General features: G+C 67.3%; 23 protein-coding genes and 1 pseudogene. 12 read left to right on the top strand and 12 right to left on the bottom strand.

The window, feature by feature from the left end; translation table 11 throughout:
- Positions 1 to 11 precede the first annotated feature (11 nt).
- Positions 12 to 1,457: a S8 family peptidase gene (locus tag AC1DBX_RS12850; RefSeq protein WP_476931904.1), complete on the top strand. Its 1,446-nt coding sequence runs from the start codon at positions 12 to 14 to the stop codon at positions 1,455 to 1,457.
- A gap of 101 nt (positions 1,458 to 1,558) precedes the next feature.
- On the opposite strand, the gene AC1DBX_RS12855 is transcribed toward AC1DBX_RS12850, so the two are convergent.
- Positions 1,559 to 2,239, bottom strand: a complete 681-nt coding sequence (locus AC1DBX_RS12855) for a response regulator (RefSeq protein ID WP_476851746.1) — start codon at positions 2,237 to 2,239, stop codon at positions 1,559 to 1,561.
- Entirely contained in the window at positions 2,232 to 3,572 is a 1,341-nt protein-coding gene (locus AC1DBX_RS12860; protein WP_476931905.1) for a sensor histidine kinase, read from the bottom strand. Before AC1DBX_RS12860 ends, AC1DBX_RS12855 begins: the two co-directional genes overlap by 8 nt.
- Positions 3,573 to 3,694: 122 nt before the next feature.
- Between AC1DBX_RS12860 and AC1DBX_RS12865 the strand changes: the two genes are divergently transcribed.
- From AC1DBX_RS12865 to AC1DBX_RS12875, 3 genes are all read left to right on the top strand, one after another.
- Entirely contained in the window at positions 3,695 to 5,056 is a 1,362-nt protein-coding gene (locus tag AC1DBX_RS12865) for an LssY C-terminal domain-containing protein (RefSeq protein WP_476931906.1), read from the top strand.
- Between the two features lie 97 nt (positions 5,057 to 5,153).
- The gene (locus AC1DBX_RS12870; protein ID WP_164468554.1) at positions 5,154 to 5,303 is read left to right on the top strand and encodes a hypothetical protein; all 150 of its coding nucleotides are present in this window, start codon (positions 5,154 to 5,156) and stop codon (positions 5,301 to 5,303) included.
- 188 nt (positions 5,304 to 5,491) lie between these two features.
- Positions 5,492 to 6,133 (top strand): NADPH-dependent F420 reductase, encoded by a 642-nt coding sequence (locus AC1DBX_RS12875; protein ID WP_476931907.1) that lies wholly within the window; start codon positions 5,492 to 5,494, stop codon positions 6,131 to 6,133.
- A gap of 102 nt (positions 6,134 to 6,235) precedes the next feature.
- Here AC1DBX_RS12875 and AC1DBX_RS12880 read toward each other — a convergent pair.
- From AC1DBX_RS12880 to AC1DBX_RS12895, 4 genes and pseudogenes are all read right to left on the bottom strand, one after another.
- A pseudogene (locus AC1DBX_RS12880) lies at positions 6,236 to 6,542 on the bottom strand (phosphogluconate dehydrogenase C-terminal domain-containing protein); the annotation flags it as partial.
- A gap of 249 nt (positions 6,543 to 6,791) precedes the next feature.
- Positions 6,792 to 7,553, bottom strand: coding sequence for a DUF4386 family protein (locus AC1DBX_RS12885; protein ID WP_476931908.1), 762 nt, complete (start codon positions 7,551 to 7,553; stop codon positions 6,792 to 6,794).
- A 161-nt stretch (positions 7,554 to 7,714) separates the two neighbouring features.
- The gene (locus AC1DBX_RS12890) at positions 7,715 to 8,626 is read right to left on the bottom strand and encodes an SDR family oxidoreductase (RefSeq protein ID WP_476859912.1); all 912 of its coding nucleotides are present in this window, start codon (positions 8,624 to 8,626) and stop codon (positions 7,715 to 7,717) included.
- A gap of 97 nt (positions 8,627 to 8,723) precedes the next feature.
- Positions 8,724 to 9,344, bottom strand: a complete 621-nt coding sequence (locus AC1DBX_RS12895; RefSeq protein ID WP_476871376.1) for a DnaJ family domain-containing protein — start codon at positions 9,342 to 9,344, stop codon at positions 8,724 to 8,726.
- A gap of 245 nt (positions 9,345 to 9,589) precedes the next feature.
- On the opposite strand from AC1DBX_RS12895, the gene AC1DBX_RS12900 reads away from it, so the two are divergent.
- The 3 genes from AC1DBX_RS12900 (at position 9,590) to AC1DBX_RS12910 (ending at position 11,991) form a co-directional block, all read left to right on the top strand.
- Positions 9,590 to 9,823, top strand: coding sequence for a hypothetical protein (locus AC1DBX_RS12900; protein ID WP_028276090.1), 234 nt, complete (start codon positions 9,590 to 9,592; stop codon positions 9,821 to 9,823).
- Between the two features lie 131 nt (positions 9,824 to 9,954).
- Entirely contained in the window at positions 9,955 to 11,280 is a 1,326-nt protein-coding gene (locus AC1DBX_RS12905; RefSeq protein ID WP_476931909.1) for a glycosyltransferase family 2 protein, read from the top strand.
- A 15-nt stretch (positions 11,281 to 11,295) separates the two neighbouring features.
- Positions 11,296 to 11,991: a PilZ domain-containing protein gene (locus AC1DBX_RS12910; RefSeq protein ID WP_476931910.1), complete on the top strand. Its 696-nt coding sequence runs from the start codon at positions 11,296 to 11,298 to the stop codon at positions 11,989 to 11,991.
- 27 nt (positions 11,992 to 12,018) lie between these two features.
- Here the strand turns inward: AC1DBX_RS12910 and AC1DBX_RS12915 are convergent, their stop codons facing one another.
- Positions 12,019 to 12,954, bottom strand: coding sequence for an MBL fold metallo-hydrolase (locus tag AC1DBX_RS12915; RefSeq protein ID WP_476931911.1), 936 nt, complete (start codon positions 12,952 to 12,954; stop codon positions 12,019 to 12,021).
- Positions 12,955 to 13,283: 329 nt separating this feature from the next.
- On the opposite strand from AC1DBX_RS12915, the gene AC1DBX_RS12920 reads away from it, so the two are divergent.
- The 4 genes from AC1DBX_RS12920 (at position 13,284) to AC1DBX_RS12935 (ending at position 19,433) form a co-directional block, all read left to right on the top strand.
- Complete coding sequence (locus tag AC1DBX_RS12920; RefSeq protein ID WP_476931912.1) at positions 13,284 to 14,882, top strand: PucR family transcriptional regulator; 1,599 nt, start codon at positions 13,284 to 13,286, stop codon at positions 14,880 to 14,882.
- On the top strand, positions 14,879 to 15,823 hold the full coding sequence (locus AC1DBX_RS12925) for a glutaminase (RefSeq protein ID WP_476931913.1): 945 nt from the start codon (positions 14,879 to 14,881) through the stop codon (positions 15,821 to 15,823). Before AC1DBX_RS12920 ends, AC1DBX_RS12925 begins: the two co-directional genes overlap by 4 nt.
- Positions 15,824 to 15,897: 74 nt before the next feature.
- On the top strand, positions 15,898 to 17,412 hold the full coding sequence (locus AC1DBX_RS12930; protein WP_043435285.1) for an amino acid permease: 1,515 nt from the start codon (positions 15,898 to 15,900) through the stop codon (positions 17,410 to 17,412).
- Positions 17,413 to 17,705: 293 nt separating this feature from the next.
- Positions 17,706 to 19,433, top strand: coding sequence for a thiamine pyrophosphate-dependent enzyme (locus AC1DBX_RS12935; protein ID WP_476859917.1), 1,728 nt, complete (start codon positions 17,706 to 17,708; stop codon positions 19,431 to 19,433).
- Between the two features lie 125 nt (positions 19,434 to 19,558).
- On the opposite strand, the gene AC1DBX_RS12940 is transcribed toward AC1DBX_RS12935, so the two are convergent.
- Entirely contained in the window at positions 19,559 to 20,098 is a 540-nt protein-coding gene (locus AC1DBX_RS12940; protein ID WP_476931914.1) for a DinB family protein, read from the bottom strand.
- Positions 20,095 to 20,934: a DUF2306 domain-containing protein gene (locus tag AC1DBX_RS12945; RefSeq protein WP_476931915.1), complete on the bottom strand. Its 840-nt coding sequence runs from the start codon at positions 20,932 to 20,934 to the stop codon at positions 20,095 to 20,097. Before AC1DBX_RS12945 ends, AC1DBX_RS12940 begins: the two co-directional genes overlap by 4 nt.
- Positions 20,935 to 21,068: 134 nt before the next feature.
- Here AC1DBX_RS12945 and AC1DBX_RS12950 point away from each other — a divergent pair, with 134 nt between their 5' ends.
- Complete coding sequence (locus AC1DBX_RS12950; RefSeq protein WP_476931916.1) at positions 21,069 to 21,821, top strand: TetR/AcrR family transcriptional regulator; 753 nt, start codon at positions 21,069 to 21,071, stop codon at positions 21,819 to 21,821.
- A gap of 7 nt (positions 21,822 to 21,828) precedes the next feature.
- Here AC1DBX_RS12950 and AC1DBX_RS12955 read toward each other — a convergent pair whose 3' ends face one another.
- From AC1DBX_RS12955 to AC1DBX_RS12965, 3 genes are all read right to left on the bottom strand, one after another.
- On the bottom strand, positions 21,829 to 22,617 hold the full coding sequence (locus AC1DBX_RS12955; RefSeq protein WP_476931917.1) for an alpha/beta fold hydrolase: 789 nt from the start codon (positions 22,615 to 22,617) through the stop codon (positions 21,829 to 21,831).
- 90 nt (positions 22,618 to 22,707) lie between these two features.
- Positions 22,708 to 23,205, bottom strand: coding sequence for an SRPBCC family protein (locus tag AC1DBX_RS12960; RefSeq protein WP_476931918.1), 498 nt, complete (start codon positions 23,203 to 23,205; stop codon positions 22,708 to 22,710).
- 18 nt (positions 23,206 to 23,223) lie between these two features.
- Positions 23,224 to 23,643 (bottom strand): ArsR/SmtB family transcription factor, encoded by a 420-nt coding sequence (locus AC1DBX_RS12965; protein ID WP_476931919.1) that lies wholly within the window; start codon positions 23,641 to 23,643, stop codon positions 23,224 to 23,226.
- Positions 23,644 to 23,705: the final 62 nt, after the last annotated feature.

Raw genomic sequence — 23,705 nt, forward strand, 5'->3', positions numbered from 1 at the left:
GGGAGGCCACGATGTTCAGCCAAGCCAGCCGCAAGGCATCAAAACCGAAGCTAACATCGGTGGCGCGGACCCCGCGCAGACACCGGCGCAGCTCCCTTCCCAGACCGGACACATTTTGGTTCGGGCGCGGGCTGGCCTCGCTGGCGGCCTTTGCCCTGGCGGCGGGCGGCGGCCTGGTGGCGTCCGCTCCTTCGAACGCCGCCAACCCGGCACAAAACTACATCGTGGTGCTCAAGGACGGCGTCGTGGACGCCGGAGCGGCGGCGGCCGCCCAGCAAAGCGCCTACGGATTCACGGCATCGAAGGTCTACCGCAACGCTGTGAACGGCTACTCTGCCACCCTGACGGCGGCCCAGGCGCAACGCGTCAAGGCCGACCCCAACGTCGACTTCGTCACGGCAGGCCGGACCTTCCAGCAACCGCGGGATCTTGGAACCGCGGCCACCCAGGAGACGCCGTTTTGGCGCAAGCGGATCGCCGGAACCAGCTCAGACGTCCGGAAGGCCCTCGACCGGGGGCCAAGCCGGATCAACGTCAACGTAGCGGTGATCGACAGCGGCATCGATGCGACCCACCCGGACCTGAACGTCAAGGGCGGCGTCGACTGCCAGTCCGGCTCGCCCGTCGATGTGACCCCCGTTGACGTCCTGGGGCACGGGACATTCGTTGCGGGCGTGATCGGCGCCCGGAACAACCGCCTGGGCGTCATCGGGACCGCCCCGGGCACTCCGCTGTGGTCTGTCCGGGTGGTTGACGACAACGGCCTGATCTCCGAGCAGAGCCTGATCTGCGCGATTGACTGGGTGACCTCGACGCGCAAGGACCATGACGACAGCAACGACATCGCCGTGGCCAACATCAGCATCGCCGGCGGCGCCGCGGACACGCCCAACTGCGGCAAGGGCACGGACCCAATGCACTACGCCATCTGCCGCTCGGTCCGGGCCGGTGTCACCTATGCCGTCGCGGCCGGCAACGCCGGTGAGGACTTCGCCAACACAGTGCCGGCCACGTACGACCAAGTACTGACCGCCACCGCCATGGGCGATTTCGACGGAAAGTCCGGCGGGGATGCCGCCCCGATCTGCGGCCCTGACGACTTTTCGAAGTACGGGCAAAAGGATGACCAGCCTGCATTCTTCTCCAACTTCGCCACCACGAGTGACGACAAGGCCCACACGGTCGCCGGACCCGGCGTGTGCATGCTCTCCACCTGGCCCGGAGGCTACAACGTAAGCAACGGCACCAGCTTCGCCAGCCCGGCCGTGGCAGGGTCCGTGGCCCTCTGTATCAGCCAGAAGGCCTGCACGGGCTCAGCCGAGCACGTCATGGAGCAGTACCTGGACCTGACAAAGTCGTACTCGAAGCGGCACCACGACTACGGCTTCGGCGGCGATCCCATCCACCCAATCGGGGGACAGTACTACGGATACCTGACCCAGACGGTGAGCTTCTGACGCTACGGCGGTGAGGAATCCGGCGGCGCAAGTCGCCGCGCCAGCGGCCCTCGGCGAGTCTCAGCCGAGGGCCCAGCCGCGTCTCAGCCCAACAGCCGGTTTCAGCCCAGCAGCCGGCGCTCATAGGCGAAGGCCACCAGTTGGAGCCGGGTCCCGAGGCCCAGCTTGCCCAGCACGCTCCTGAGGTGCGTCTTGACCGTCGCCTCGGACACGAACAGGCTTCCGGCGATCTCACCGTTGGCCAGCCCCTTGGCCGCGAGCAGGAAGACGTCCCGTTCCCGGACAGACAGCACCTCCAGCGCGGACAGGTCCGGTCCCCCGGCCGGCACGGTCCGGGCGGCATGCTGGAACAAATCCTGCACTGATCCCGGCGCAATCACGGAGTACCCGGAGTACACCGTCCGGATCGCGGCGAGCAGGAACTCCGGTTCGGCGCTCTTGAGCAGGTAGCCGCTGGCCCCGGCGTGCACGGCGTCAACCACCGCCTGGTCCCGGTTGAAGGTGGTCAGGGCGATGATCTTCGGCGCGCCGGTGCCTGCGGCCTCCGCCTGCCGCACGATCCGCCGTGTGGCGCCGACGCCGTCAAGGACCGGCATGCGCAGGTCCATTAGCATCACGTCGGGGCACCGTTCGACGGCGAATGCCGCCGCCTGCGCGCCGTCGCCGGCTTCCCAGGCCATCGCCATGTCCGGCTGGCTCTCCACCAGCATCCGGATTCCCGCACGGAACAGGGCCTGGTCATCGACAATCGCCACGGTAATGGCCGCCCCGGCATCAGCCACGGTCGCCGGCTTCGGCCAGCGGCATTCCCGGGCGCGCTGCAGGGCTTCCCGCGGGAACCAGGTCCGGCTCCGCGCTGGCTGCGGCAGCATCGGCGTCGGCCGTCCTTGTGCCGTAGGGGATAAAAACGGTCACCCGGTACTGCTCGCCATCCGGACCGGACGTCATCCAGCCTCCAGCGAGGTGGGCGCGTTCCCGCATCCCGGCGAGGCCGCGGCCCACCCGCGTTTCGGCGGCGGGGTCCGGGCTGTCCCTGCCTGTGGTCTCCGGGATCCCGGACGCCGCATGCAGGGTCAGCCCCGGGCCGCTCCAGTCCAGGTGCAGCCGCACCGCGGTGCCGCGGCCGCCGTGTTTCAGTGCGTTGGTCAGGCATTCCTGGATGATCCGGAATACGGCGAGCTGCTGCCCGGCGGAAAGCTCGGCGGGCGTGCCGGACTCGCTCTGTTCGATCTCGAGGCTGCCCTGCATGCGCGCCACTAGGGGCCCGACGTCGCTGAGCCGGGGCTGGGGCGTGACCATGCCGTCGTCGTGCACCCCCTCGATGACGCGCTGCGCGTCCACCAGGGCGCTCCGGGCCGACGTCGCAATGTTCTCCAGGGCGTTTAGCACTGCCCTCGGCTGGTCCTTGCTCAGGTAGCGGGTGCCATCCGCCTGCGCCGCGATCACGGCGAGTGAGTGGGCCAGCACGTCGTGCAGGTCCCGGCCGATCCGGGTCCGTTCCTGCTCCACGATCAGGTCCACCTCGGCTTCCCTGAGGCTGGTCTGGGCGATGGTCCTGGCCTGGAACAGGCTGCCGCGTTCCTGATACATCGCCAGCAGAAGTCCGACGGCGGCGCAGGCTGCCGCGATCACCAGCAGCAGCGAAAAGAGTTGCCAGCCGTAGGCTTGAAAGGTCCACCGGTCGCCCATGTACAGCGGAAGGAACCAGCCGACGCCGTTGCCGTAGCGCCAGGACAGCATCAGGAAGGCCATGGCGCCGGCGAACACCACGTTGGCGGCCGCCGCGATGAAGCGTGTCCTTCGCCGGGCCGTCCATTGGATGAAAGCCAGGGACACGAACGCCCCGAGGTAAATGGCCCAGTGGTTGGCGTGCATCGCGGGAATGGCGTACCCCAGTTGGCCCGCGAGCAGCCCTGCCGTGAATCCAAGCGACGCGGAGGGCTTCCAGGCGGCGCAGGCAATCGCTGCCGTCATGAGGATCAGCGGCCACGTCCCCTCCCAGGTGTGGAGGCCGGGGCCCATCCGCCCGGCCTCGGCCACGCACCACAGCGTGAAGAAGAGAACGGCCGCCGCGGGGGCGCCCCAATGCCGCAAAACTTTCAGTAGTGGTTCCATGCTGTCACCCTATCCACGGCGGCTGTCACAGGCAGGTCACATCCGGCCGCACTCCACCTTGGGGCCAGAAGATTCATCTTTCGAGCCAGCCCTCCGTCGATAGCGGGCGTAGTATGGCGGCCATGACCAAGGCAGCGGTTGAGGTCACAGCTCCCGCCGAAGCGGTGCCGTACTCCGTGCTGGACAGCGTGTTCTTCGTGGTGGGCGGCGTTGCGGCTGTGTGGCTGACCGCGCTCCTGGTGCAGTTGAGCTTCGAATGGGGCTGGGCGCAGGTCTGGTTCCTCTTCATCTTCTGGGCCCTGCTCGCCTATCTGGTGCTTCCCCGTCTGCACCGGATCCTGACCCGGCTCTACGTTCCGGACTACTTCATCGGCCGGGCGCGCACCAGCGACGGGCTGCTGGGCGATCCCGTGAACATCGCCCTGCTGGGATCGGAACCGCAGATCCATGGCGTGATGCGGTCCGCGGGCTGGACAAGGGCCGATGACGTGACCCTGGCCAGCAGCCGGCGGATCGTCTCCTCCACCCTCCTGCGCCGCAGCTATCTCGAGGCCCCGGTCAGTCCGCTGTTCCTGTTCGGCCGCCAGCAGGATTTTGCCTACCAGCAGGAAGTCGACGGCACCCCGGGCAAACGGCACCACGTCCGCTTCTGGCGGTGCCCGCCCGGCTGGCTGCTGCCGGGCGGGCTGGCCGTCGACTGGTTGGCGGCCGGCACGTATGACCGCAGCGTCGGGCTGTCCCTGTTTACCCTGCAGATCACCCACAAGATCGATGAGAACACCGACGCCGAACGCGACCATGTGGTCGGCGCCATTACCGGGGCCGATCCCGCGGCCGGGCTCAGGGTGATCCGTGATTTTTCCACCGGCTATCACGCGCGCAACGGCGGGGGCGACACCATCACCACCGACGGCAATCTCCCCATCGTCGATCTCAGGCAGACCGTCGCGGAGCCGACCGCTGCGGGCTCGCTTGGGAGCGACACGCCCCCGGGCGAGGGCCGCGCCAGGCGTCCTTCGACCACGATTGTCGGGGCGATCTTCGTCGGTGCCCGCGCGGCGGCGGCCGCGCTGCTGGCCCTGTCCCTGGTGCTCTTCAAGGACGCGCACGTCGGCTCACTGGTGCAGCCCGTAGCCGGCCCGGCGGTCACAGAGGCCCAGGCGGAATTGGCCGTCAGCGCCGCAACGGCGGTTGTCCTGCTCTTTGCCGTGGCCGAGATCCTGCTGGCGTGGTTCGTGTTCCTCGGCCGAAACTGGGCCCGGACGGTGGCCATGGCACTGAGCACGGCCGCCATCTGCTTCCAGGCCGTCGATGTTTTCCACGGCGGCCCGGACATCACCCTGAAGTCCAATCTCCCCGGCCTGACCCTGGACATCCTGTTGCTTCTGGCGCTCTCCAGCAAGCGGTCCCGCGACTATGCCCTGCGCCCCCGCAAGGTAATCAAACGGGATTCCAGCCTTCCCGGCGGCCGGACGCCCGTCTGAATCCCCAGGATCAACGGGCCCTTGACAGCCCTCTCGCCGCGGGAGCTAGATGTTCAAATAGCCAGCAATCCACCGCAGGAGCAGCTAAGGAGCGGACATGAGCGACGACTCACAGGCGCCGGAGCGCCACCACAGCGAGACCCCGGCCGAAGGTGATGCAACGGCTGAACCCTTCGACGACCGCGCCCATTCCCAGGACGCGGCAGAAGGCCCGGACACCGACGACGAACCGGGCCCCACGGCCTAGCCTCCCCACGCGCTAGCCTCTCTACGAGCGAATTCGCCGGAACCCTGCGGGCTCGCCGGAACTTTCCGGCGAGCGGGGAGGCTTCCGGCGATTTGGACTCGCCTGCCCCGACCGGTGTCCTGTCGGTCCCCGGCGCACACAGTCCTTAACAGGCGAAATATCTTCGCTTGCCCGGCTGTTGCTCCGGCATGACAACTATCGGAATCATCGGTGCAGGACACATTGGCGGCCAGATCGCCCGCAAGGCCGTGGAGGTCGGCTACGACGTCGTGGTCAGCAACTCGCGCGGGCCGGAAACCCTGGCGGACCTCGTCGCGGAACTGGGGCCCAGGGCCCGGGCCGCAACGCCGGCCGAGGCGGCCGCAGCCGGCGACTTCGCCGTCGTCACCGTGCCGCTCAGGAGCCTCCCGGACGTCCCCGTGGAACCGCTGGCCGGCAAGATCGTCCTCGACACCAACAACTACTACTGGGAACGCGACGGGCATATCCCGGCCCTGGATGCCGGCGAGGCCACCACGTCCGGCCTGTTGCAGGAGCACCTTCCCCAGTCGAAGGTGGCCAAAGCCTTCAACCACATCATGTACTCCCAGATCACCACGGACGGGACGCCGGCCGGCACCCCGAACCGCCGAGCCCTGGCCACGGCGAGCGATTTCCCGGAGGCGGCTGAGCTGGTGACCAGGCTCTACGACGAATTCGGCTTCGACACCGTCAACATGGGCCCGCTCGCCGAGAGCTGGCGCACGGAACGGGACCGCCCGGCTTACGTGATCCGGCAGAACGCGGCCGAGCTCACAGAGAACCTGGCCAAGGCTCCCCGCACCATCTGACCCGACCTGGCCCGGGCGCGTGAATTCGCCGGAAGCTTGCGAGGTCGCCGGACTTTTCCGGCGGGCTCGCAGCCTTCCGGCGAATTCGACCGGGGGAAGGTGTCAGCGCTGGACGGCGGGCTCGAGCTTGAGCATCTTGGCGATGACGTAGTCGAGCTCGGAGTCGTCGAAGATCTTCTTCCAGTCGTCCTTGATGATGGGTGTCCTTGCCGTACTGGATGGCGATTTCGCACGCCTCGGAGAACGGGTTGGAACCGCGCAGGGCGTTGGTCAGGGCGATCTGGACGTGTCCGAACAGCATGGCCTTGGCTGCTTCCTCGGGGACGCCGGCGGTGTGCACGGTTTCGTGCAGGGCTTCCTTGAGCAGGGTCCCGATCATGCAGGCGACAGTCTCCACGAGGCTCGCCTCGCCGCGCGATTTCGCCGGACGCCTGCGAAGTCGCCGGACTTTTCCGGCGGGCTCGCAGCTATCCGGCGAATCCGGGCGGCCGCCCGCGGCTACGCCACCGCAGGAACCGGGGAAACCCTGAAGGGGACGACTCCCGGATGGTCATTCCCCTATGCGCTTTGCTGGGCTCCGGACCCTGCGTCCCGGAACTCTGACGGACGCGACGACGACGGCGGCCGAACCTCCCGCCGTCGGGGTCCGCTAGCCGCGTCACCTGTCGCGGGCGGGCGCGTCCTTCCCGAACCATGCACTGACCAGCAGCCACACGGACCACACGAGGATGAGGACAATCCCAGCGAGTGTAGGAATGGAGTTGGCCGGAGAGAAGCCTTCGGCGCCGACGATCCAGCCCTGCGCGAGGTAGGCGAGCCCGGACAGCGCCATAAGGTAGCCGATCAGCCGGGAGACGCGGCGCGCCCCGACAACCACGACACCGGTCAGGACCAGGGCCACGCCCAGCACAAAGCTCTGGTAACTGCGCATGCCCCACTCCAGCCAACGGATACCCTCGGCCGTCGCAAACCGCGCAGCTTTCTCCGGCTCCGGAGCCGCAACCCAGGCGTCCACTGCGTGCTTGAGGGCAACGCCGTCGACGGCTTGGAGCGCGGCGTAAACTGCCAGCGCGGCGACCGCAGCGACAGCACCGAAGCGGGCCGTCCAGGCCATGGCCCCGTCCGGTGCTTTCAAGACCACCAGCAGGACCAGCAGCCCGGAGATGAGAAGCGCCATGCCGGCGAACTGGCCGAGGTGGACCGCCGTCCAAATACCGCTGCGGGCGTACTCCGCGAACGTCGCCGGGTGGTCATTTGCGCTGGCCGTATCGGCATGGAGCAGCCCGGCGACCACGGACAGCGCGAAGCCGGCAAACGCCAGGGTGGCGGCCAGGCGAAGCGGTGCACGGTCTGATGCCGGGCGCCCAGACCCGGCCGAAGCCGCCGGCCGCGGATTATGATCAGTGCCGTATTTCTTCATGGCATCGCCCGTTTCGTGCCGACGCGCGGGTGCGCGAAGTGCGCGCCTAAGCGCAGGCTACGCCGATTGCGTCCCCGGAGCCACGGGCCTTTGACCGGCATGTGGCGGCGGCACGTGTGACCCGGCGGGACCGCCCGTTAATCTGGACACCGCCGCACCCACTAGGACTGCGCTCGTCCGTGGCCCAACCGCGCAGCGAAGCGCGCGACCGCGTCTTCCGGAGTTGGCGCGGGGCCGAAGAGTTCTGCCTGGCGGCTCGTGTTGGCCACGTAGCGGCCGGTTTCGAACCACGCCGCCATGGCTCCCATGTCGCTCATGCGCGAGCCGGACTTTCCCGAAATCTTGCCTATCCTGAGGAGCAGTCCGGTGGGAAGGGAGAGCACCCTAATTTTCTTGTTCGCCAGCCGCGACGCCAGTTCAGCGCCTTCCCGCATGCTGATGGGGCGCGTCCAGCCGATTTCGATGCGTTCGCCGTCGGCGATGTCGGCGTCGACGGCTTCGGCGAGGTAGGTTGCGAGGTCGCTGGTCAGAACGAACGTCAGGGGGACGCTCTTTGAGCCGAGCCAGATGATGCGGCCCTTCTCGAACGGGTCACCGCCGAGCCGGGCAATCTGGTCGAAAAATGCTCCGGGGCGCAGCGCGACGAACGGGACGTTGAGTTCTTCGAGCTTGTCCTCGGCGAGCTTCTTGTGCCAGAAATGCGGCACACCGGGTGTCTGGTCACTCGTGAGGATGCTGGTGAGCACGAAGCGCGGCACCCCGGTTTTGCTGGCGGCGATGGCGAGATTGGCGTTGCCACGCGTGTCGATCTCGTGGGCGTTCTTGTTCTTCCCGGTGTACCCGGCCGCCGTCGTGATCACAGCGGCGGCGCCGGTCATCGCGGCGACGAGCGAATCGAGGTCGAGCATGTCGCCGCGGGCTATCTCGACGCCCTTGGCCTCGAGTTTGCCCGCGTCCGAGCTCGGGCGGACAAGCGCCCGCACCTTCTTGCCCCGGTCAAGAAGCCGGTCGACGACCTGCCCACCGAGCGATCCCGTTGCACCGACCACCAGCACGGGTTCCTGTTCAGACATTGTTATCTCCTAGTTGTTTTCTCTGCGGCAGCTGCGAAGGGCCGGCCCCCGGGTAATGAGCCGAAGGAGTTCGACGGCGCCCGTAGCCTGTGAGCGTTTAGTTCGGCGGCGCCTGGCCCGCCCCGCTCCACAGCCGCCGCCACCAGGGCCGCTTCGGCTCCGGCTCCGGAGGGGCGATGGCGGCCGCGGCAGCCCGGCGACCCCGCCAGCGGTCCAGTTCGGCGTCGACGTCCCGCGTTTTGGTGATCACGGGCGGCCCGCCCTGGAGCTGCCGCCGGGCATCGATGACCCGGGCATTGAAGTCCTCCACGATCTCGCGGACCTGCTTTTCGCTGAACTGGGCATCGAGCCGCGCGTCGAGCTCGGCGTCCTCGGTGCGGAGCAGGATCGCCTTCGGGCCCAGCCCGGAGATGTTCTCCCGCTGGATCAGGCCCTTGACCCACCAGTCGGGGTCGTACGCCTCGCCCAGCCCGGGAATGGGTTTGCCGGCGTACTTGAGGTTGTCGAACTTGCCCTGCGCCATGGCATCCCGGATCAGGTACTCAGCCTTGGCGGCGTCGTCGATCTTGGCGCGCTTTTGCCGGAGTTCCTCCTCGGCGGCGTTGAGCTCGTCGTTCTCCTGCGCCGTGCTGCCCGAGGCCCGCACGGCCCGGAGTTCCGCGGCACGCTCCACCCGGCGCCGGAAAGCGCTGTTGGAACCACTGACCCCGCTGCTCATCAGTCACCACCGTCCTCGCCTGTCGGAATCGCGGATCTGCCTTCCAGTATGAGGAACAGCGGGGCGGCGGCAAAAGGTCCGCACGGCGGCGAACCGCGACGATGGCAACCCGCCCCCTCGCCGAGACGGGATCCTTACACTCCCGTAACCCGGCGTTAACTCACCCGTGCGAAGCTGGGGACTTCGGATAAAACTAAGCATCCTTCCCATCTTTTCTGCACAGCAGATCCCGAGGAGTTGCAGCCGTGAACAGCCAAAACCAGAGCGCGTCCGGAAGCCCCCTACAAACCAGCCGCGAGGAAGCGCCAGAGGATCAGAGCAGCACGCACGTCACGCATGTCCGCGAAGACGTGGCCATGGCGGGCCGGTGTGCCAACGTCCACCTGCCCACCGGGCGCACGTGCACGTTGCCCAAGCGCCACCCCGGCTCGTGCAATTTCGTCGGGCCCGAGGACGCGGAGCACGTTGCAAAGCAATAGATCAAAGCAGTAGGACGAAGCGCACGCCCTCCGCAGTTTTGCGCAAGGATTCCGGCGGCTCCGGTCACTGGTGCCATGCCGCGGCTACGCTGATCGGACATTGCGCACCGGATCTAGCTGAGGGAGATCACGTGCCTCGAGAGAACCTGCGTGAAGATCTGCAGCACGCCGAGAACGTATCGGCTCAAGGACTGCCGACTGGAAGATTATCCGCTGCGCCGCGGCCCGTACCACTGGACGCCACAGCCCTGACCCGGGCCGGCATTGCCGGCTGGGCCGCCCGGCTCGGACCTCCCGGAGCGGAAGCACCCCGGTCCCGGAGGCTGGCCCATGTCGGCGGTATCGCGGCCATCGCCGCCCTGGTCCTCTACCTGACGTGGCGCGTCCTGTTCACGATGCCGTCGGGGGAATGGAACCTGGCCATCGCCTGGATCCTGGTTACCTTCGAGGCCTTGCCGCTGGCCGGCCTCATCCTGAAGGCCTGGTCCGTGTGGAACATCGACAGCCATCCGCCGGCGCCCGTGACGGAGGCCCCGAACGGCATGCGGGTGGCGGTGCTGATCCCCACGTACAACGAGCCCATCGAGGTTCTGACGCCCACGGTCGCGGCGGCCTGCGAGCTGGCCCCGGCGCATGAGACGTGGGTCCTCGACGACGGCGACCGGCCTTGGGTCGAAGAAATGTGCGTCGCCTACGGCGCCCGGTATGTCCGACGGGCCGTCCACGACCACGCCAAGGCCGGCAACATGAACCACGCCCTGGGCCTGATGGCCTCGGAGAAGGCCGCCGGCGGCCCCGGCATCGACATCATCGCCGTCCTGGACTGCGACCACGTCCCGCTGCCCACGTTCCTCAGCGCCACCCTGGGCTGGTTCGAAGACCCCGGGATCGCACTGATCCAGGGTCCGCAGTCGTTCTACAACGGCGGCGCGTTCGACGACGACGGCATCACGGGTGAGCAGGGCACCTTCTTCAACGTTCTCATGGCGTCCCGCAACGTACCCGGCGCCGGACCCTTCTGGTGCGGGTCGACGTCGTTGTTGCGTCTGAGCGCCCTGCAGGAGGTGGGCGGCGTGGCGACCGAGACCATCACCGAGGACATGCACACCACGCTCAAACTCATCCGGCGCGGCTGGCGGACCGTCTACCACCACCAGACGCTCGCCGTCGGGCTCGCGCCGGCGACGCCGGACCAGTACTTGCTGCAGCGCCGGCGCTGGGGCATGGGTGCCATGCAGATCCTCGTCCACGAGAAGCTGTGGGCGGCGAAGGGGTGGCTGTCGTGGCGGAATTACCACGAGTACCTCAACGGCACGCTGTGGTGGCTGGAGGGCATCGCCACGCTCGTGGCCTTCCTGATTCCGGTGGTGATCATGCTGTCCGGGGCGCAGACCTCCACTGCCGGGCCTCTGCTTTTCACCGGGGTCTTCCTGGTCATGTTCACCGTGCGCCTGTAGGGCTCCAAGCAGCTGATGCGCAACGAAATCCACTGGCCCACGGCCTTCGCTCTGCGGATTTTCCGCGTCCCGGTCGGCCTGGCGTGCCTCTGGTGGCTCATGTCCCGGAACATCCTGGAGTTCCAGGTGACGCCCAAGGGCGCCACCGACCTCCGGCTCCGGGGCCGGACCCCGCGCATCCTGATCGTGATGGTTGTCCTCATCACCGCGGTGATTCTGTACGCGGCGGCCGGGTTGGCCGGGCTGGTGCCCTGGCGCACGACGCCCGGTTCCACGGTGGCGTCCGGTGCCTGGCTGGTGCTCGCCGGCGCGGTCCTGGTGCTCGGAACGCGCAGGATCCGGGCCGCCGAATTCGCCACATCCCGCCGCAACGCCTACCGGATGGAGGTGTCCGCGCCGGTGGAGGCTGAGGGCACCGGCGGAGAGCTGCTGGACATTTCGGTCGGCGGAGCAGCAGTCCGCTTCCCGCACGGCACGCTGCCGGCTTCGGGGTCCGTCATGCTCCGGTTGCCGGAGGCCGCGCCGGTCCGGCTGCAGGTCATCCGCACCACCGGGCAACCCGACGGCACCGAGATCGCGTCCCTGCGGGCGGCCGACGACGACTGGGCCACCTACCGTGCGCTCTCGTTATGGATCTTCCACACGCCCGCAGGGGCGCTGCCCGATTTCCCGCCCGGCGTCCCGGCGGCGGCGTCGCTGCGGGGGCGCTGAGGGCTGGAGGCCGGCGTTCCCGCCCGCTCACTCCCCCTCGAGGCAGAGGATGAACCCGGGAAACACATGCCGGCCGGGGCGTCCGCCCACCTCGTCGATGGCCCGGCGGATCTGCCGGAGCTGCTCGACGGTCATCTGCAGCGGTGGTTCGTCGGGCTGGTAGGTGGTGAAGATCGGATAGTCGACGCCGGGCTGCTGCGACATTTCGATGTGGCAGCCCAGGACATGGGTGACGGGGTGGGTGGCGCAGAACCCGATCAGCCGGTCGATGGTGCTCACAAACGCTGGCCAGTCCTGGATGTAGAGCCGGCCGGGATAGACCGTGTCACCGGTGAGCAGGAACCCGGTGTGGGGATCGTAGAACGTCACGGCCGCGTCGTGGTGCCCCGGACTGGGCCAGCATGCCAGGACGCGCCCGCCGAGGTCCACCTGCGCGGGCTGAACGGCGCCGCCGCCGCCGTCCGGGTCGCCGGAGTCCGGGTCGCCGGCGTCCGGGGCACCCGCGGCAGTGAATCCGAAAAATCCCCAGGCATTGTCACGGGCCGCGTCCACCAGAACGGTGTCGGGACGGCCCGCGAACTGGGCATCGCCCGCGACATGATCGCCATGCGGGTGGGTGTGGAGGACAAGGAGACCGTAGCCGTCGCGGGGATGGGCGGCAAGCCAGGCCTCCACAAGGCCGTCGACAACGCGGCGCAGCGGGAAGAAGTCCGCGGATGCGGTCGCGCCGGTATCGATGAGGACGGCCCTGGCGTTGCCGAACAGCAGGAACATGAACGGCGCCTCGTAGTTGACCGCCATGTTCTGGCGCAGGATGAACGTGTGCCCGTCGTAGGCGTGGACCTGGATGTCCGGGTCCGTATTGTGCTTCGCCGATTCCGAGCCGTGGATCCAGGCCGCCTCCAGGTCTCCCGACCGGGCGCGGCCTGCGGTGAAGTCGATCAGGTCCGGGGGCGTCTCCATGGGTTCTCCTAGGGGCGTCAGCGCCAGTGGCGGCGGGTGCGGCGGACGTCGGGTTCCACAATGACGCACCAACACTCCATGATGACCGGTCTCCTTCCGGTCCTCAAACCCCGCCGGTTGCGCCGTAGATGCCCTTTTGACGAGTGATTACGGCACTTACGGAGCAATCGATGGGGCCCCGCAGCTCTGCAGACCTCTCCTTGGTCCGCAGACCTAAAACGGGCCACGTAATTTAGGAACTTTTCCATACTTTCGGCGATGCCTGCTGGATAGGCTGAGGTGTCCGGACAAAGCCGTCCGGGAAGGGTGCCAATGTCAGAAAGAAGCCCATGGCCGCAGCTACAGTGGACGACATCCTCGCGGATCTCCCCCTCGGTTTCGCCAGCCTGATGCTTCGGCCGTCCCGCACGGACGCGGCGATCGAACGCTTTCTTATCGTCGACGCCGACGACGAGACCGCCGACGGCGCGACTGCGTTCGTCCTGCTGATCGGCGTTCGCGGACGCTCCGCGTTGCCCGCAGTGCGGCGCCTCTTGAAAAGCCCGCCCCTGGTCCTGGCCGTCAAGGGCAGCCCCGACGAACTGGCGGAAGCCGAAGAGCTACTCCGCGCCGCCGGAACCGGCCTGCTGCTGGTGGACCCGGCGGCAGACTGGGACCGGTTGCTGTCCATCGCCAAGGACCGAATCCAGCCGCCCAGCTACCAGCGCGAAGTGCTGACCCTGCTCGAAGAAGACCTCTTCGCCATCGCCCAGACCACGGCCCGCCTGACCTCCAGCCACGTGGTGATCGAGGACGCCGCCAACAAGGTCCTGGCCTACTCCACGGTCACCAACGCCATTGACGAACTACGCAAGGCCTCGATTCTGGCCCGGCGCGGCCCGCGCAAATACGAACTCCTCCTCAAGGACCTCGGCGCCTACCGCGAGCTGCACCGGACGCGCCTGCCGGTCCGGGTTCCCGCCCGGCCCCAGGACGGCCTGCGGGAGCGCGTCGCCATCAGTCTGTTCGCCGGTGACCGCATCATGGGTTACATCTGGCTTCAGGAAACCGGCGGCGGCTTCGGCGACGACGTCGACTACGTGCTCACGGGCTCGGCCGCGCGGGCCTCCGCCGAGCTGATCCGGTACCGCAACCAGCAATCCGTGCACATGCGCGAGGACCGGATCGTGCGCCTCCTTTCGGGTCCCGCGGAGGCTGCGGCGAGCGCGCACAGCGAGAAGATCCCTGCGGACCGCCCCGCGGCCCTGATCCTGATTGGCCTCTCGGCATCCGAAGCCCAGGAGAACGACGCCGCACTCAAACACGGCGAGCTGGCCAACCTCGCTTCAATCCATGCAGCCGCCTACAAGCCCTCAGCCATCGTGGGACAGTTTCACGGCGACACCGCCGTGATCCTTCCCGGGCTGCAGTCCGCCAACGCGGGGGCCGGTCTGCGGAGTCTGGCCGAGGCAATCGTCAAGGACGCCAACAAGCACCTCGGCATCAGCCCCTTTGCCGCCGTCGGCCCCGCTGTTCCCGATCTGCTATCAATCCATTCCGTGACCGGAATATGCGAAGCGCTGCTGGGCTGCATGCGCCGCTCCGGCGAAGTTTCGGTTGCCACGGTGGACGACTTCGAAGCCGAGATCCTCTTCCACGACGCCGTGGAGAACTTTACGACGGCGGCCTTTCGGCACCGCAGCCTCTGGGCCCTGCTCCGCGACGACGCGGAACTGGCCGTAACCCTGCGTGCCTTCTTCGACGCGTCACTCGACGTGGCCGAGTGCGCGAAGCGGATGCAGCTGCATAAGAACACCGTCTACTACCGGATCGGCAAGGTCAGCCGGGTCACCGGCCTGGACTTCGGCAATCCCCGCCATGCACTGGTCGCGCTGCTGCATGTTCAGGAGTGGTCCGGCACGCAGAAGGAGCACGTGGGCAAGAAATGATGACAACACTTGATTCGCCGCCGCTTGCCTTATTACTGGATGACATTGTCCGCGGCCACCGGCCCCGGACGGAAGCGGGGTCAGTCCCCGCAAACATTCCCCACCTGCAGTCCCCGCCGTTCGACCGTTTCGGCATCGCAGTTGCCACGACGTCCGGGGAACTATTCAGTTCCGGCGACGCCGATCTTCCGTTCTCGATCCAGAGCATCTCCAAGGTCTTCACCCTGGCGATGGCGCTCAGCGCCGATGACTCCGGCTCGTTGTGGTCCAGGGTCCTTCGCGAGCCTTCAGGGACGTCCTTCAACTCTTTGGTCCAGCTTGAAGTCGAGCACGGGATCCCACGGAACCCCTTCATCAACTCGGGCGCCCTGGTGGTAACCGACCATCTGATGGAAAGAACTCCCGACGCCGCCGCCCAGGTCCTGCGTTTCCTCACCGGCCAGGTGGGACACCAGAATGGAAGACAGGGCCCTTTCATCGACGAGATCGCCGCAAAGAGTGAACTCTCCAGCAGCAGCCGCAACCTGGCCCTCGCCCACTTCCTGAAGGAATTCGGCAACCTGCGGCAGCCCGCAGAGGCAGTGGTCGAGAACTACGTCCGGCAGTGCTCAATCATGATGACCTGCGCGGAGGTAGCCAAGGCGGGTCTATTCCTCGCGCAGGATGGTCGTGGAATACAAGGCGCGGTGATCTCCAGGAGCGAGGCTAAGCGCATCGGTTCCATCATGCTGACCTGCGGCATGTATGACGCAGCCGGCGAGTTCGCCTACCGCGTGGGACTTCCCGGGAAAAGCGGTGTAGGCGGCGGCATCCTGGCGATTGTCCCCGGCCAGTGCGCCATCTGCGTCTGGAGCCCGCGGCTGGATTCCAAAGGAAATTCCCTGGCAGGCACGGCGGCTCTCGCTGACCTGTCCGACCGGACCGGGTGGTCGATTTTCTGATCTGACGTCCGGCTGTCCCCACAATCTCCCTCCAGAACCCCATTTAGATCTCTGACAGATCGAAAGGAACACCCATGCCCAACAACCCCAATGACGAGGTTGGCTTGTACCAGGCCGATGGCGGCCACGCCCACGCTTCGGATGCCCTGATCCACGCGGAGGACTCGGGCTATCACAAGAGCCTGAAGCCCCGGCAGATCCAGATGATCGCGATCGGCGGGGCCATCGGGACAGGCCTGTTCCTGGGTGCCGGCGGCAGGCTCAACGCGGCCGGCCCGTCACTGGTCATCGCCTACGCAGTCTGCGGCTTCTTCGCGTTCCTGATCCTGCGCGCCCTGGGTGAACTGGTGCTGCACCGGCCCTCGTCAGGATCGTTCGTGTCCTACGCCCGCGAATTCTACGGAGAGAAGGCCGCGTTCATCTCCGGCTGGTTCTATTGGATCAACTGGGCCACCACCACCATCGTGGACATCACCGCCGCGGCCCTCTACATGAACTTCTTCGGCAAATACATCCCCTGGATGGGGGCCGTACCGCAGTGGGCGTGGGCGCTGATCGCCCTCGTCGTGGTCCTCTGCCTCAACCTCGTCTCCGTCAAGGTGTTCGGCGAGCTCGAGTTCTGGTTCGCCCTGATCAAGGTCGCGGCCTTGGTCGCGTTCCTGTTGGTCGGCACCTACTTCGTCATGTTCGGCACGCCTGTGGAAGGCCAGGAAGTCGGATTCAGCCTCATCACCGACAATGGCGGCCTCTTCCCCAACGGCCTGCTGCCCATGATCATCCTTATGCAGGGCGTGCTGTTCGCCTACGCCTCGATCGAACTGATCGGTACCGCCGCCGGCGAAACCGAAAACCCCGAAAGAATCATGCCCAAGGCCATCAACTCCGTGGTCTTCCGGATCGCCGTCTTCTACGTCGGCTCGGTCATTCTGCTCGCCCTGTTGCTGCCCTACACCTCGTATGAAAAAGGCGTCAGCCCGTTTGTGACGTTCTTCGGATCCATCGGTATCCAGGGCGTGGACGTCATCATGAACCTCGTGGTCCTCACGGCCGCCCTGTCCTCGCTGAACGCCGGTCTCTACTCCACCGGCCGCATCCTGCGTTCCATGTCAGTGGCCGGATCGGCCCCGAAGTTCGCCCAGCGGATGAATAAGGCCGGTGTCCCCTACGGCGGCATCGCCATCACCGCCGGCGTCTCCCTCCTCGGGGTCCCGCTGAACTACCTGGTCCCCGGCCAGGCTTTCGAGATCGTCCTGAACGTCGCCGCCGTAGGCATCGTCGTCACTTGGGCCACCATTGTGCTCTGCCAGATCCAGCTCAAACGGTGGGCAGACAAAGGCTGGCTTGAGCGCCCCTCTTTCCGGATGTTCGGCGCCCCCTACACCGGGTACCTCTCCCTGGTATTCCTGCTCGGCGTCCTCGTCATGGTCTTCATCGATTCCCCGCTCACATTGCTGGTGACCCTGGTGGCCTGCGCGCTGATGGTAGGCGGCTGGTACGCCTGCCGGAAGCAGATCCACGACATCGCCGAAACCCGCGACGGCTTCACGGGCGCCGCGCCTGTGCTGGCCAACCGGACCCCAATCCGCTAATCGAACGTCCCAGTGCCGACCAATCCCGCAACCCGGCACCCAACGCGAAAGCCTTCATGCAGCCACGAAACCCGCTGAGTCCCGGCCGCCCTAGCGCTCTGCAGGAGCGCCACCCGCCAGACGCGCACAAAGACAAGCCGCCGGCGTCGAACGACAGTTGCGAGGACGGCTGCTTCTTCTGCACCGGACCGGAAACAGACTAGCCACCGTTCCGCTGGATTCAGTGGACATGCCATGCCCGCCAACCCAACCCAAGAAGACAAGTAGTGATGAAAACCGAGTCTGCATCCACAATGACCGCAACCGACACGCACCCAGTTGAAGGCGACACCATCAAACCCCTGCAGACGGCCCCAGGGGCTGTCCTGGATAACCGCAACGGCGCCAGCACCCTCAAGTCCGCCGGCCACGTGATTGTTGATTCGCTCGCAGCGCACGGGGTGGAACGCACGTTTGTTGTCCCGGGGGAAAGCTTCCTGGACGTCCTCGACGGGCTGCACGGCTCTGAGATCGAGACCGTGGTCTGCCGGCACGAGGGCGGCGCCGCCTACATGGCCGAGGCCGACGGCAAGATGAACCAGCGCCCCGGCGTCGCCATGGTCACCCGCGGCCCCGGGGCAGCGAACGCCCATGTGGGCCTGCACACCGCGTGGCAGGACTCCACCCCGATGCTGCTCTTCGTCGGACTGATTCCGTTCGCGCACCGGGACCGCGAGGCGTTCCAGGAGTTCGACATCAAGGCGTGGTTCGACACCGGCGCCAAACGCGTGATGGTCCTCGACCACCCCGAGCGGGCCTCCGAAATTGTCGCGGAGGCAATGTTCGCGGCCATGAGCGGCCGTCCCGGGCCCGTGGTGGTGGGCCTGCCGGAGGACATCATCCGGGTCCCCATTGATCCGGCCCTGCACCCGGCCATCCCGGTTGCCGCGGGCGGCATGAGCAGCACCGATGCCGGTGCGCTGGCTGAGGCGCTGGCACAGTCGAAGAAGCCGCTCTTTGTCACCGGCGGGAACGACTGGACCCAGGAAGCCGCCTCGGAACTAACCCGCTGGCTCGAAAAGCACCACATCCCGGCCGCGGCGGAGTGGCGTACACAGGGGACCGTCTCCTTTGATTCGCCCAGCTACGTGGGGCCGATCGGCTACGGCCGGCCCCGCCCCACCTATGACCTCCTGGAGGAAACCGACCTGCTCGTTTTCGTCGGGACGGTCCCGGGGGACGTGATCACGGACGGTTTCGTCTGCCGGCAGGACTGGAACAAGAACAACTTCCTCGTCAGCATCGATCCCTCGCTGCGCGGCCGCTCCGGTCCGGTCTCCCGCCAGATCCTGGCCAAGCCGGACGCCTTCGTCCGGGACTTGGTCAACATCGACCTGCCCGTCAGGCAGGAGTGGAAGGCGTGGACGGCCCGGATGCGCGCCGAGCAGCAGTCGTTCGCCAGCCTGCCGCCGTCGACACCCGGCGCCGGTCCCGCGAAGATGGACACCCTGATGGCCAACCTCGTCCCGCTGCTGCCGCAGGACGCCCTGGTGACATTCGGGGCAGGCGAGCACACCAACTGGGCGCACCGGTACTTCCCCACCCGGGGCTACGCCTCGATGATCAGTGCCCGGAACGGTTCCATGGGGTACTCGGTGCCTTCGGCCATCGCCGCCTCACTGGCCAGCCCGGAGCGCCGGGTGGTCACCATCGCCGGCGACGGGGAATTCCTGATGAACGGCCAGGAGCTCGCCACGGCCGCCCAGTACGGAGCCACGCCGCTGATCATCGTGATGGACAACCAGGAGTACGGCACCATCCGCACCCATCAGGAACGCCACTACCCGTCCCGGGTGTCGGGCACGCAGCTGAAGAACCCCGACTTCGGCATGATGGCCCGGGCGTTCGGCGGTTTCGGCATCACCGTCACCGAGGATAAGGATGTGCCGGCCGCCCTCGAGGCGGCGCTGGCCGCCATCGACCGGGACGGCGTGTTCGCCCTGGTCCACCTCATCGTCGAACAGCGGGTCAAGGCCTACTAAATACACCCTGCCTAATCTGGTTGCGCTATCAGTCCTGGTCGTCATTCGGCGTCCATAACCGCCAAGACTGATAGCGCAACGGGTGGTTGGAGGGTTGCCTCGAGGCTACTCCCCCGTTTCGCCGCCTATTCCCCCGTCTCGCCGTCTAGGGCCTCGCGGAGGAGATCGGCATGGCCGTTGTGCCGGGCATACTCCTCGATCATGTGGCACAGGATCCAGCGCAGGCTCGGTGCCGAACCGTCCGGCCACGGGCGACGGGCCAATTGGTCCAGGTCGCCGGAGGCCAGGGCCTCCGTGACGCTGGCCCGGGACCGGTCCACGGCGTCCTGCCAGAAGGTGCGCAGCTGGTCCGGGGTGTCCTCGGCGGCGGAATGCCACTCCCAGTCCGGGTCGGCCTTCCAATCCACGGCGGCAAACGGGGCCTCCCGGTCCCGGGCGTGCAGGGAACGGGAGAACCATTCGCTCTCCACATAGGCCATGTGCTTCAGGAGCCCACCCAGTGTCATCGATGAGGCAGCGGTAGTAGCCATGAAGCCGGCCGCGTCCAGCCCGGCGCATTTCCACGCCAGCGTGGCCCGCTGGTAGTCCAGGAAACCCAGGAGGGTCGCGGTTTCATCGGCGGCAAGGGGAGGCTCCGGGCGGCCCTGATCGTCCACAATTGTCATGCGCGTGAGTCTAGCCGCCCGGCCTCCACGTCGCCGGAAACCGTCCGCTTCGCCGGAAAAGTACGGCGAGCCGGCACGCTTCCGGCGACTTCGACGACGGCGGCAGCAGGCACGGGAACGACGGCGGCAGGCGCGGGGACGGCGGCGGCAGGTTCGGGCACGGTCAGCCTGGCGCGCACGGTCCGCCTGGCGCGCCGGTGGATGACGTACTCGGCCACCGCAAGGTTGATCACCCAGGCTGCCCCCAGGAGCACAGCCCGGGTCGGCTCGTCGGGCGGGCCCACCAGCAGCATCCACGGCAGCCCCGTCAGCGCCTGCGTTCCCGCGGCAACGCCGATCGCATAGCCGCGGGTCATCCACGCGCCGTGCCGCACAAAATCCCGGCGCACAACCGCCACGACTCCCAGGACAATGCTCGCCGCCATGGCCGAGCCGAAGACCAGCCGCAGCACCAACAGCGCCGGTCCGTCCCCGGGCGGCAGCGGATAAAAGACGGCCATCCACAGGCCGGACAGGGCGGCCAGCAGGCCCGCCGGCGCGAGGATGCGGCCGGCGATGCGGTGCCAGCCCCGGCGGCCCCGCAGCACGGGGAGGAACTGGAACGCACCGAGCAGGCTGTAGGTGGTGACACTGAGGATGTGGGTCACCACGGGCACGGGTGAGGCGAAGAACCGGGCGTTCTGGGCGGTGACGGCGGCCCCGCCGGTCAGTTCCGTCAGCCGCGCCGCACCGGCGATCACCGGGATGAGGCTGAGAAGGATCAATCCGGCGGGCACTGGCCACTGGGGGCGGCGGCGGACTCGGGGGACGGGGGCGCTGCTGGCGTGTGTTGTCACGGCGTGGTCCTTGGCTGGGATGGCTGGCGGCGGCGGTACATGAGACGCGCGGTGTACGGCGTACACCTGATGCGGCCACGTTAGGTGTACGGCGTACACTTGTCAATAGGGAACCGTTAGGGAAGGGTGGCCGGATGACCCAGCAAGCGGAGCGAACACGCCGGATTCCGTTGAGCCGGGACCGCGTCCTGGCTGCCGCCGTCGTGCTGGCCGATCAGGTGGGGATCGAGGCGCTGAGCATGCGCCGGCTGGCGCAGGAACTCGGCGTCGTTCCGATGGCGCTTTACAAGCACGTGGCCAACAAGGAGGAACTCCTTGACGGCATGGTGGACGCCCTTGTCAGCGAGATCGATCCTCCCGTCCGCGATGCCGGCTGGAAGGACGCCGTGCGACTGAGGGTGCTCTCGGCGCGGGGGGCGCTGCTGCGGCATCCGTGGGCCCGGCAAGTGCTGGAATCGCGCACGAATAAAACTCCAGCGGTCCTTGGCTACATGGACTCGTTCATCGGCATGTTCCTGGCCGGAGGCTTCTCCGTGGACCTGACCCATCACGTCATGCACGCCCTCGGCAGCCGCATGTGGGGGTTCACCCAGGAACTGTTCGACGACTCCGCCGACGGGAACGCCGCAGGGCTGGCCACCCTTCCGCCGGAGGCGCAGGCAGTCATGTTCCAGGAGATGGCCGAGCGGTATCCGAACATCCTGAAGGTCGCCACCGCCTCCGCGCACCAGGACTCTGTGGTGGGCCAAGGGTGCGATGACCAGTTCGAGTTCGAGTTCGCCCTGGATCTGCTCCTGGACGGCTTCGAGCGGCTGCACCGGCAGCACTGGACCTCCAGTCCGGCGCAGACCAGTCCGGCGCAGACCTCGACGCCGGCGAGGCCCTGACCGGCCCCTACTCCTCCAGGAACCGCAGCAGGTACGGGAGAGTGGTCCGCATGGCCCGCAGGTCGCCCCCGCTCGCGGCCAGCTCGCCCAAATAATCGCCGTGGGTACCCGGCACGATCATCAGGCGCGCCCCGGGAATGACCCGTGACATCCGCACGGCGTGGTCAGCGCTGACGACGTCGCGGTCGGCGCTCAGCACCAGGGTCCGGGCCGTGATGCGGCGCAGGTCCTCGTCCGACCATCCGGGGAAGCTCAGGATCCGCTGGCGGTCCAGTTCGAACATCCGCTCGAGGTGTCCGGGGTCCGGGTTCAGCCGACGGTCCGCCTCCTGGTACACCTCCGGCATGTCATCGAGGGTTGCCTTTTCCATCCCCTCCCAGAACTCATCGCCCACAGCGTCGCGGCTGGCGAAGGTGGAGGCGGCAATCAGGCACCGCACCATGGACGGATGCCTCATGGCCAGCGCGAGCGCGGTGTGGCCCCCGGCGCTGAACCCGAGCACATCCACGGAGTCCACGTTGAGCGCATCGAGCACGGCCTTGATGTCCCCTGCCGATCCTTCGGCGGTGAGCGGCCGGGCGGTAGCCGCGGTCCGGCCGTGGCCTTCCTCTTCGACGGCGATCACCTGCAGGCTCTCGGCCAGCAGCGCGGGGATGAGGCCGGCGAAATTGGTCTCGATGCTCGAGCCTCCGCCGGGAATCAGCAACAGCGGGGGCTCGCCGACCCGCGGGTGACCATGGACCTCGTAGTACATGCGGAGGTCGCCGTTCGCCGCGTAACCGTGGGTGAATGTCACACGGCATCCTAACGCCGCACGCGGCGGGCTGAATAGGGCCAAAGAGAACGACGGCGGGAGATTCCCGCCGCCGTCGTCTTGCGTTGCAGGTCAGGCGTTGACGGACTCGGCGAGGATCGCGTCGACCTGGCCCAGTGCCCCCTTCATGCCTTCTTCCATGCCCATGGCGACGATCTGCTCCATCTGCTCCTCGGCCTCGAAGGTGGACAGGATGGTCATTCGGGTGCGGCCGCCGATTGGCTCCAGCGTCACAACACCGTGAATGGTGCCCATGTCGGCCACGGGGTCGCCATTGTCGTCCGCGAAGCCGTCATCGAATTCCAGGCGGTGCGGGGCGTTGATGGTCACGAACCGCCACCAGCCGCGGGCCTTCTCCCCCTCGGGTCCCGTCATGTAGTAGCTGGCCTCGCCGCCCGGGACGAACTCGTGCTTCTCGAAGGTGGCCGGCCACGTGGGCGGCCCCCACCAGCGCTCGAGCTGGCGCGGGTCTTCCCAGATTTGCCAGACGCGCTCCACTCCGGCATCGAACTCGGCGACCACGGTGAGGCTCAGCGCCTCAAGATTCTTGACTGAACTGACAACCGTCATGACGAACTCTCCTATCCTTCAGTTTCCTTCAGCTTGGCCTTGCGATTTCTTGATTGGTCTGGCGCCTGCCTGCGTCTCGTCAGGTTCCGGGGCGGCCCCTTCGGCAAGCAGGTCCGCAATCCGGTCGGCGCGCTGGCGCCAAATGACCTCGTAGTCGTCCAGCAGGCGGCGGGCCCGCTGCAGGCCGTCATGGTTGGCCCGCACGATCTGCTCCCTTCCCCGCTTCTCCTTCGAGACAAGGGAAGCGCGTTCCAGCACCGCCACATGCTTCTGGACGGCCGCGAAACTCATGGCGTAGAGGGCGGCGAGCCCGGAGACCGAGTACTCGCCCACTGTCACCCGGCGCACGATGTCCCTGCGGGTCGCGTCGGCGAATGCGTGGAAAAGGCGGTCGAGTTCGTCGTCGTTGAGCTGGGTTCTGAGCTGATCTACAACCATTTGGTTGTAGGATAGTCCGACCGTTCGGGGGTGTCAATGGTTCACGAAACGACCCCGGTGGA

The organism is Arthrobacter sp. 10N44_2, assembly GCF_056394385.1.

Bases quoted from the DNA above. Each gene is read 5' to 3' on its own strand.
- AC1DBX_RS12850 (WP_476931904.1), top strand. From the start codon at position 12: ATGTTCAGCCAAGCCAGCCGCAAGGCATCAAAACCGAAGCTAACATCG.
- AC1DBX_RS12860 (WP_476931905.1), bottom strand. From the start codon at position 3,572: ATGGAACCACTACTGAAAGTTTTGCGGCATTGGGGCGCCCCCGCGGCG.
- AC1DBX_RS12865 (WP_476931906.1), top strand. From the start codon at position 3,695: ATGACCAAGGCAGCGGTTGAGGTCACAGCTCCCGCCGAAGCGGTGCCG.
- AC1DBX_RS12870 (WP_164468554.1), top strand. From the start codon at position 5,154: ATGAGCGACGACTCACAGGCGCCGGAGCGCCACCACAGCGAGACCCCG.
- AC1DBX_RS12875 (WP_476931907.1), top strand. From the start codon at position 5,492: ATGACAACTATCGGAATCATCGGTGCAGGACACATTGGCGGCCAGATC.
- AC1DBX_RS12885 (WP_476931908.1), bottom strand. From the start codon at position 7,553: ATGAAGAAATACGGCACTGATCATAATCCGCGGCCGGCGGCTTCGGCC.
- AC1DBX_RS12890 (WP_476859912.1), bottom strand. From the start codon at position 8,626: ATGTCTGAACAGGAACCCGTGCTGGTGGTCGGTGCAACGGGATCGCTC.
- AC1DBX_RS12895 (WP_476871376.1), bottom strand. From the start codon at position 9,344: ATGAGCAGCGGGGTCAGTGGTTCCAACAGCGCTTTCCGGCGCCGGGTG.
- AC1DBX_RS12910 (WP_476931910.1), top strand. From the start codon at position 11,296: ATGCGCAACGAAATCCACTGGCCCACGGCCTTCGCTCTGCGGATTTTC.
- AC1DBX_RS12915 (WP_476931911.1), bottom strand. From the start codon at position 12,954: ATGGAGACGCCCCCGGACCTGATCGACTTCACCGCAGGCCGCGCCCGG.
- AC1DBX_RS12920 (WP_476931912.1), top strand. From the start codon at position 13,284: ATGGCCGCAGCTACAGTGGACGACATCCTCGCGGATCTCCCCCTCGGT.
- AC1DBX_RS12925 (WP_476931913.1), top strand. From the start codon at position 14,879: ATGATGACAACACTTGATTCGCCGCCGCTTGCCTTATTACTGGATGAC.
- AC1DBX_RS12930 (WP_043435285.1), top strand. From the start codon at position 15,898: ATGCCCAACAACCCCAATGACGAGGTTGGCTTGTACCAGGCCGATGGC.
- AC1DBX_RS12935 (WP_476859917.1), top strand. From the start codon at position 17,706: ATGACCGCAACCGACACGCACCCAGTTGAAGGCGACACCATCAAACCC.
- AC1DBX_RS12940 (WP_476931914.1), bottom strand. From the start codon at position 20,098: ATGACAATTGTGGACGATCAGGGCCGCCCGGAGCCTCCCCTTGCCGCC.
- AC1DBX_RS12950 (WP_476931916.1), top strand. From the start codon at position 21,069: ATGACCCAGCAAGCGGAGCGAACACGCCGGATTCCGTTGAGCCGGGAC.
- AC1DBX_RS12960 (WP_476931918.1), bottom strand. From the start codon at position 23,205: ATGACGGTTGTCAGTTCAGTCAAGAATCTTGAGGCGCTGAGCCTCACC.
- AC1DBX_RS12965 (WP_476931919.1), bottom strand. From the start codon at position 23,643: ATGGTTGTAGATCAGCTCAGAACCCAGCTCAACGACGACGAACTCGAC.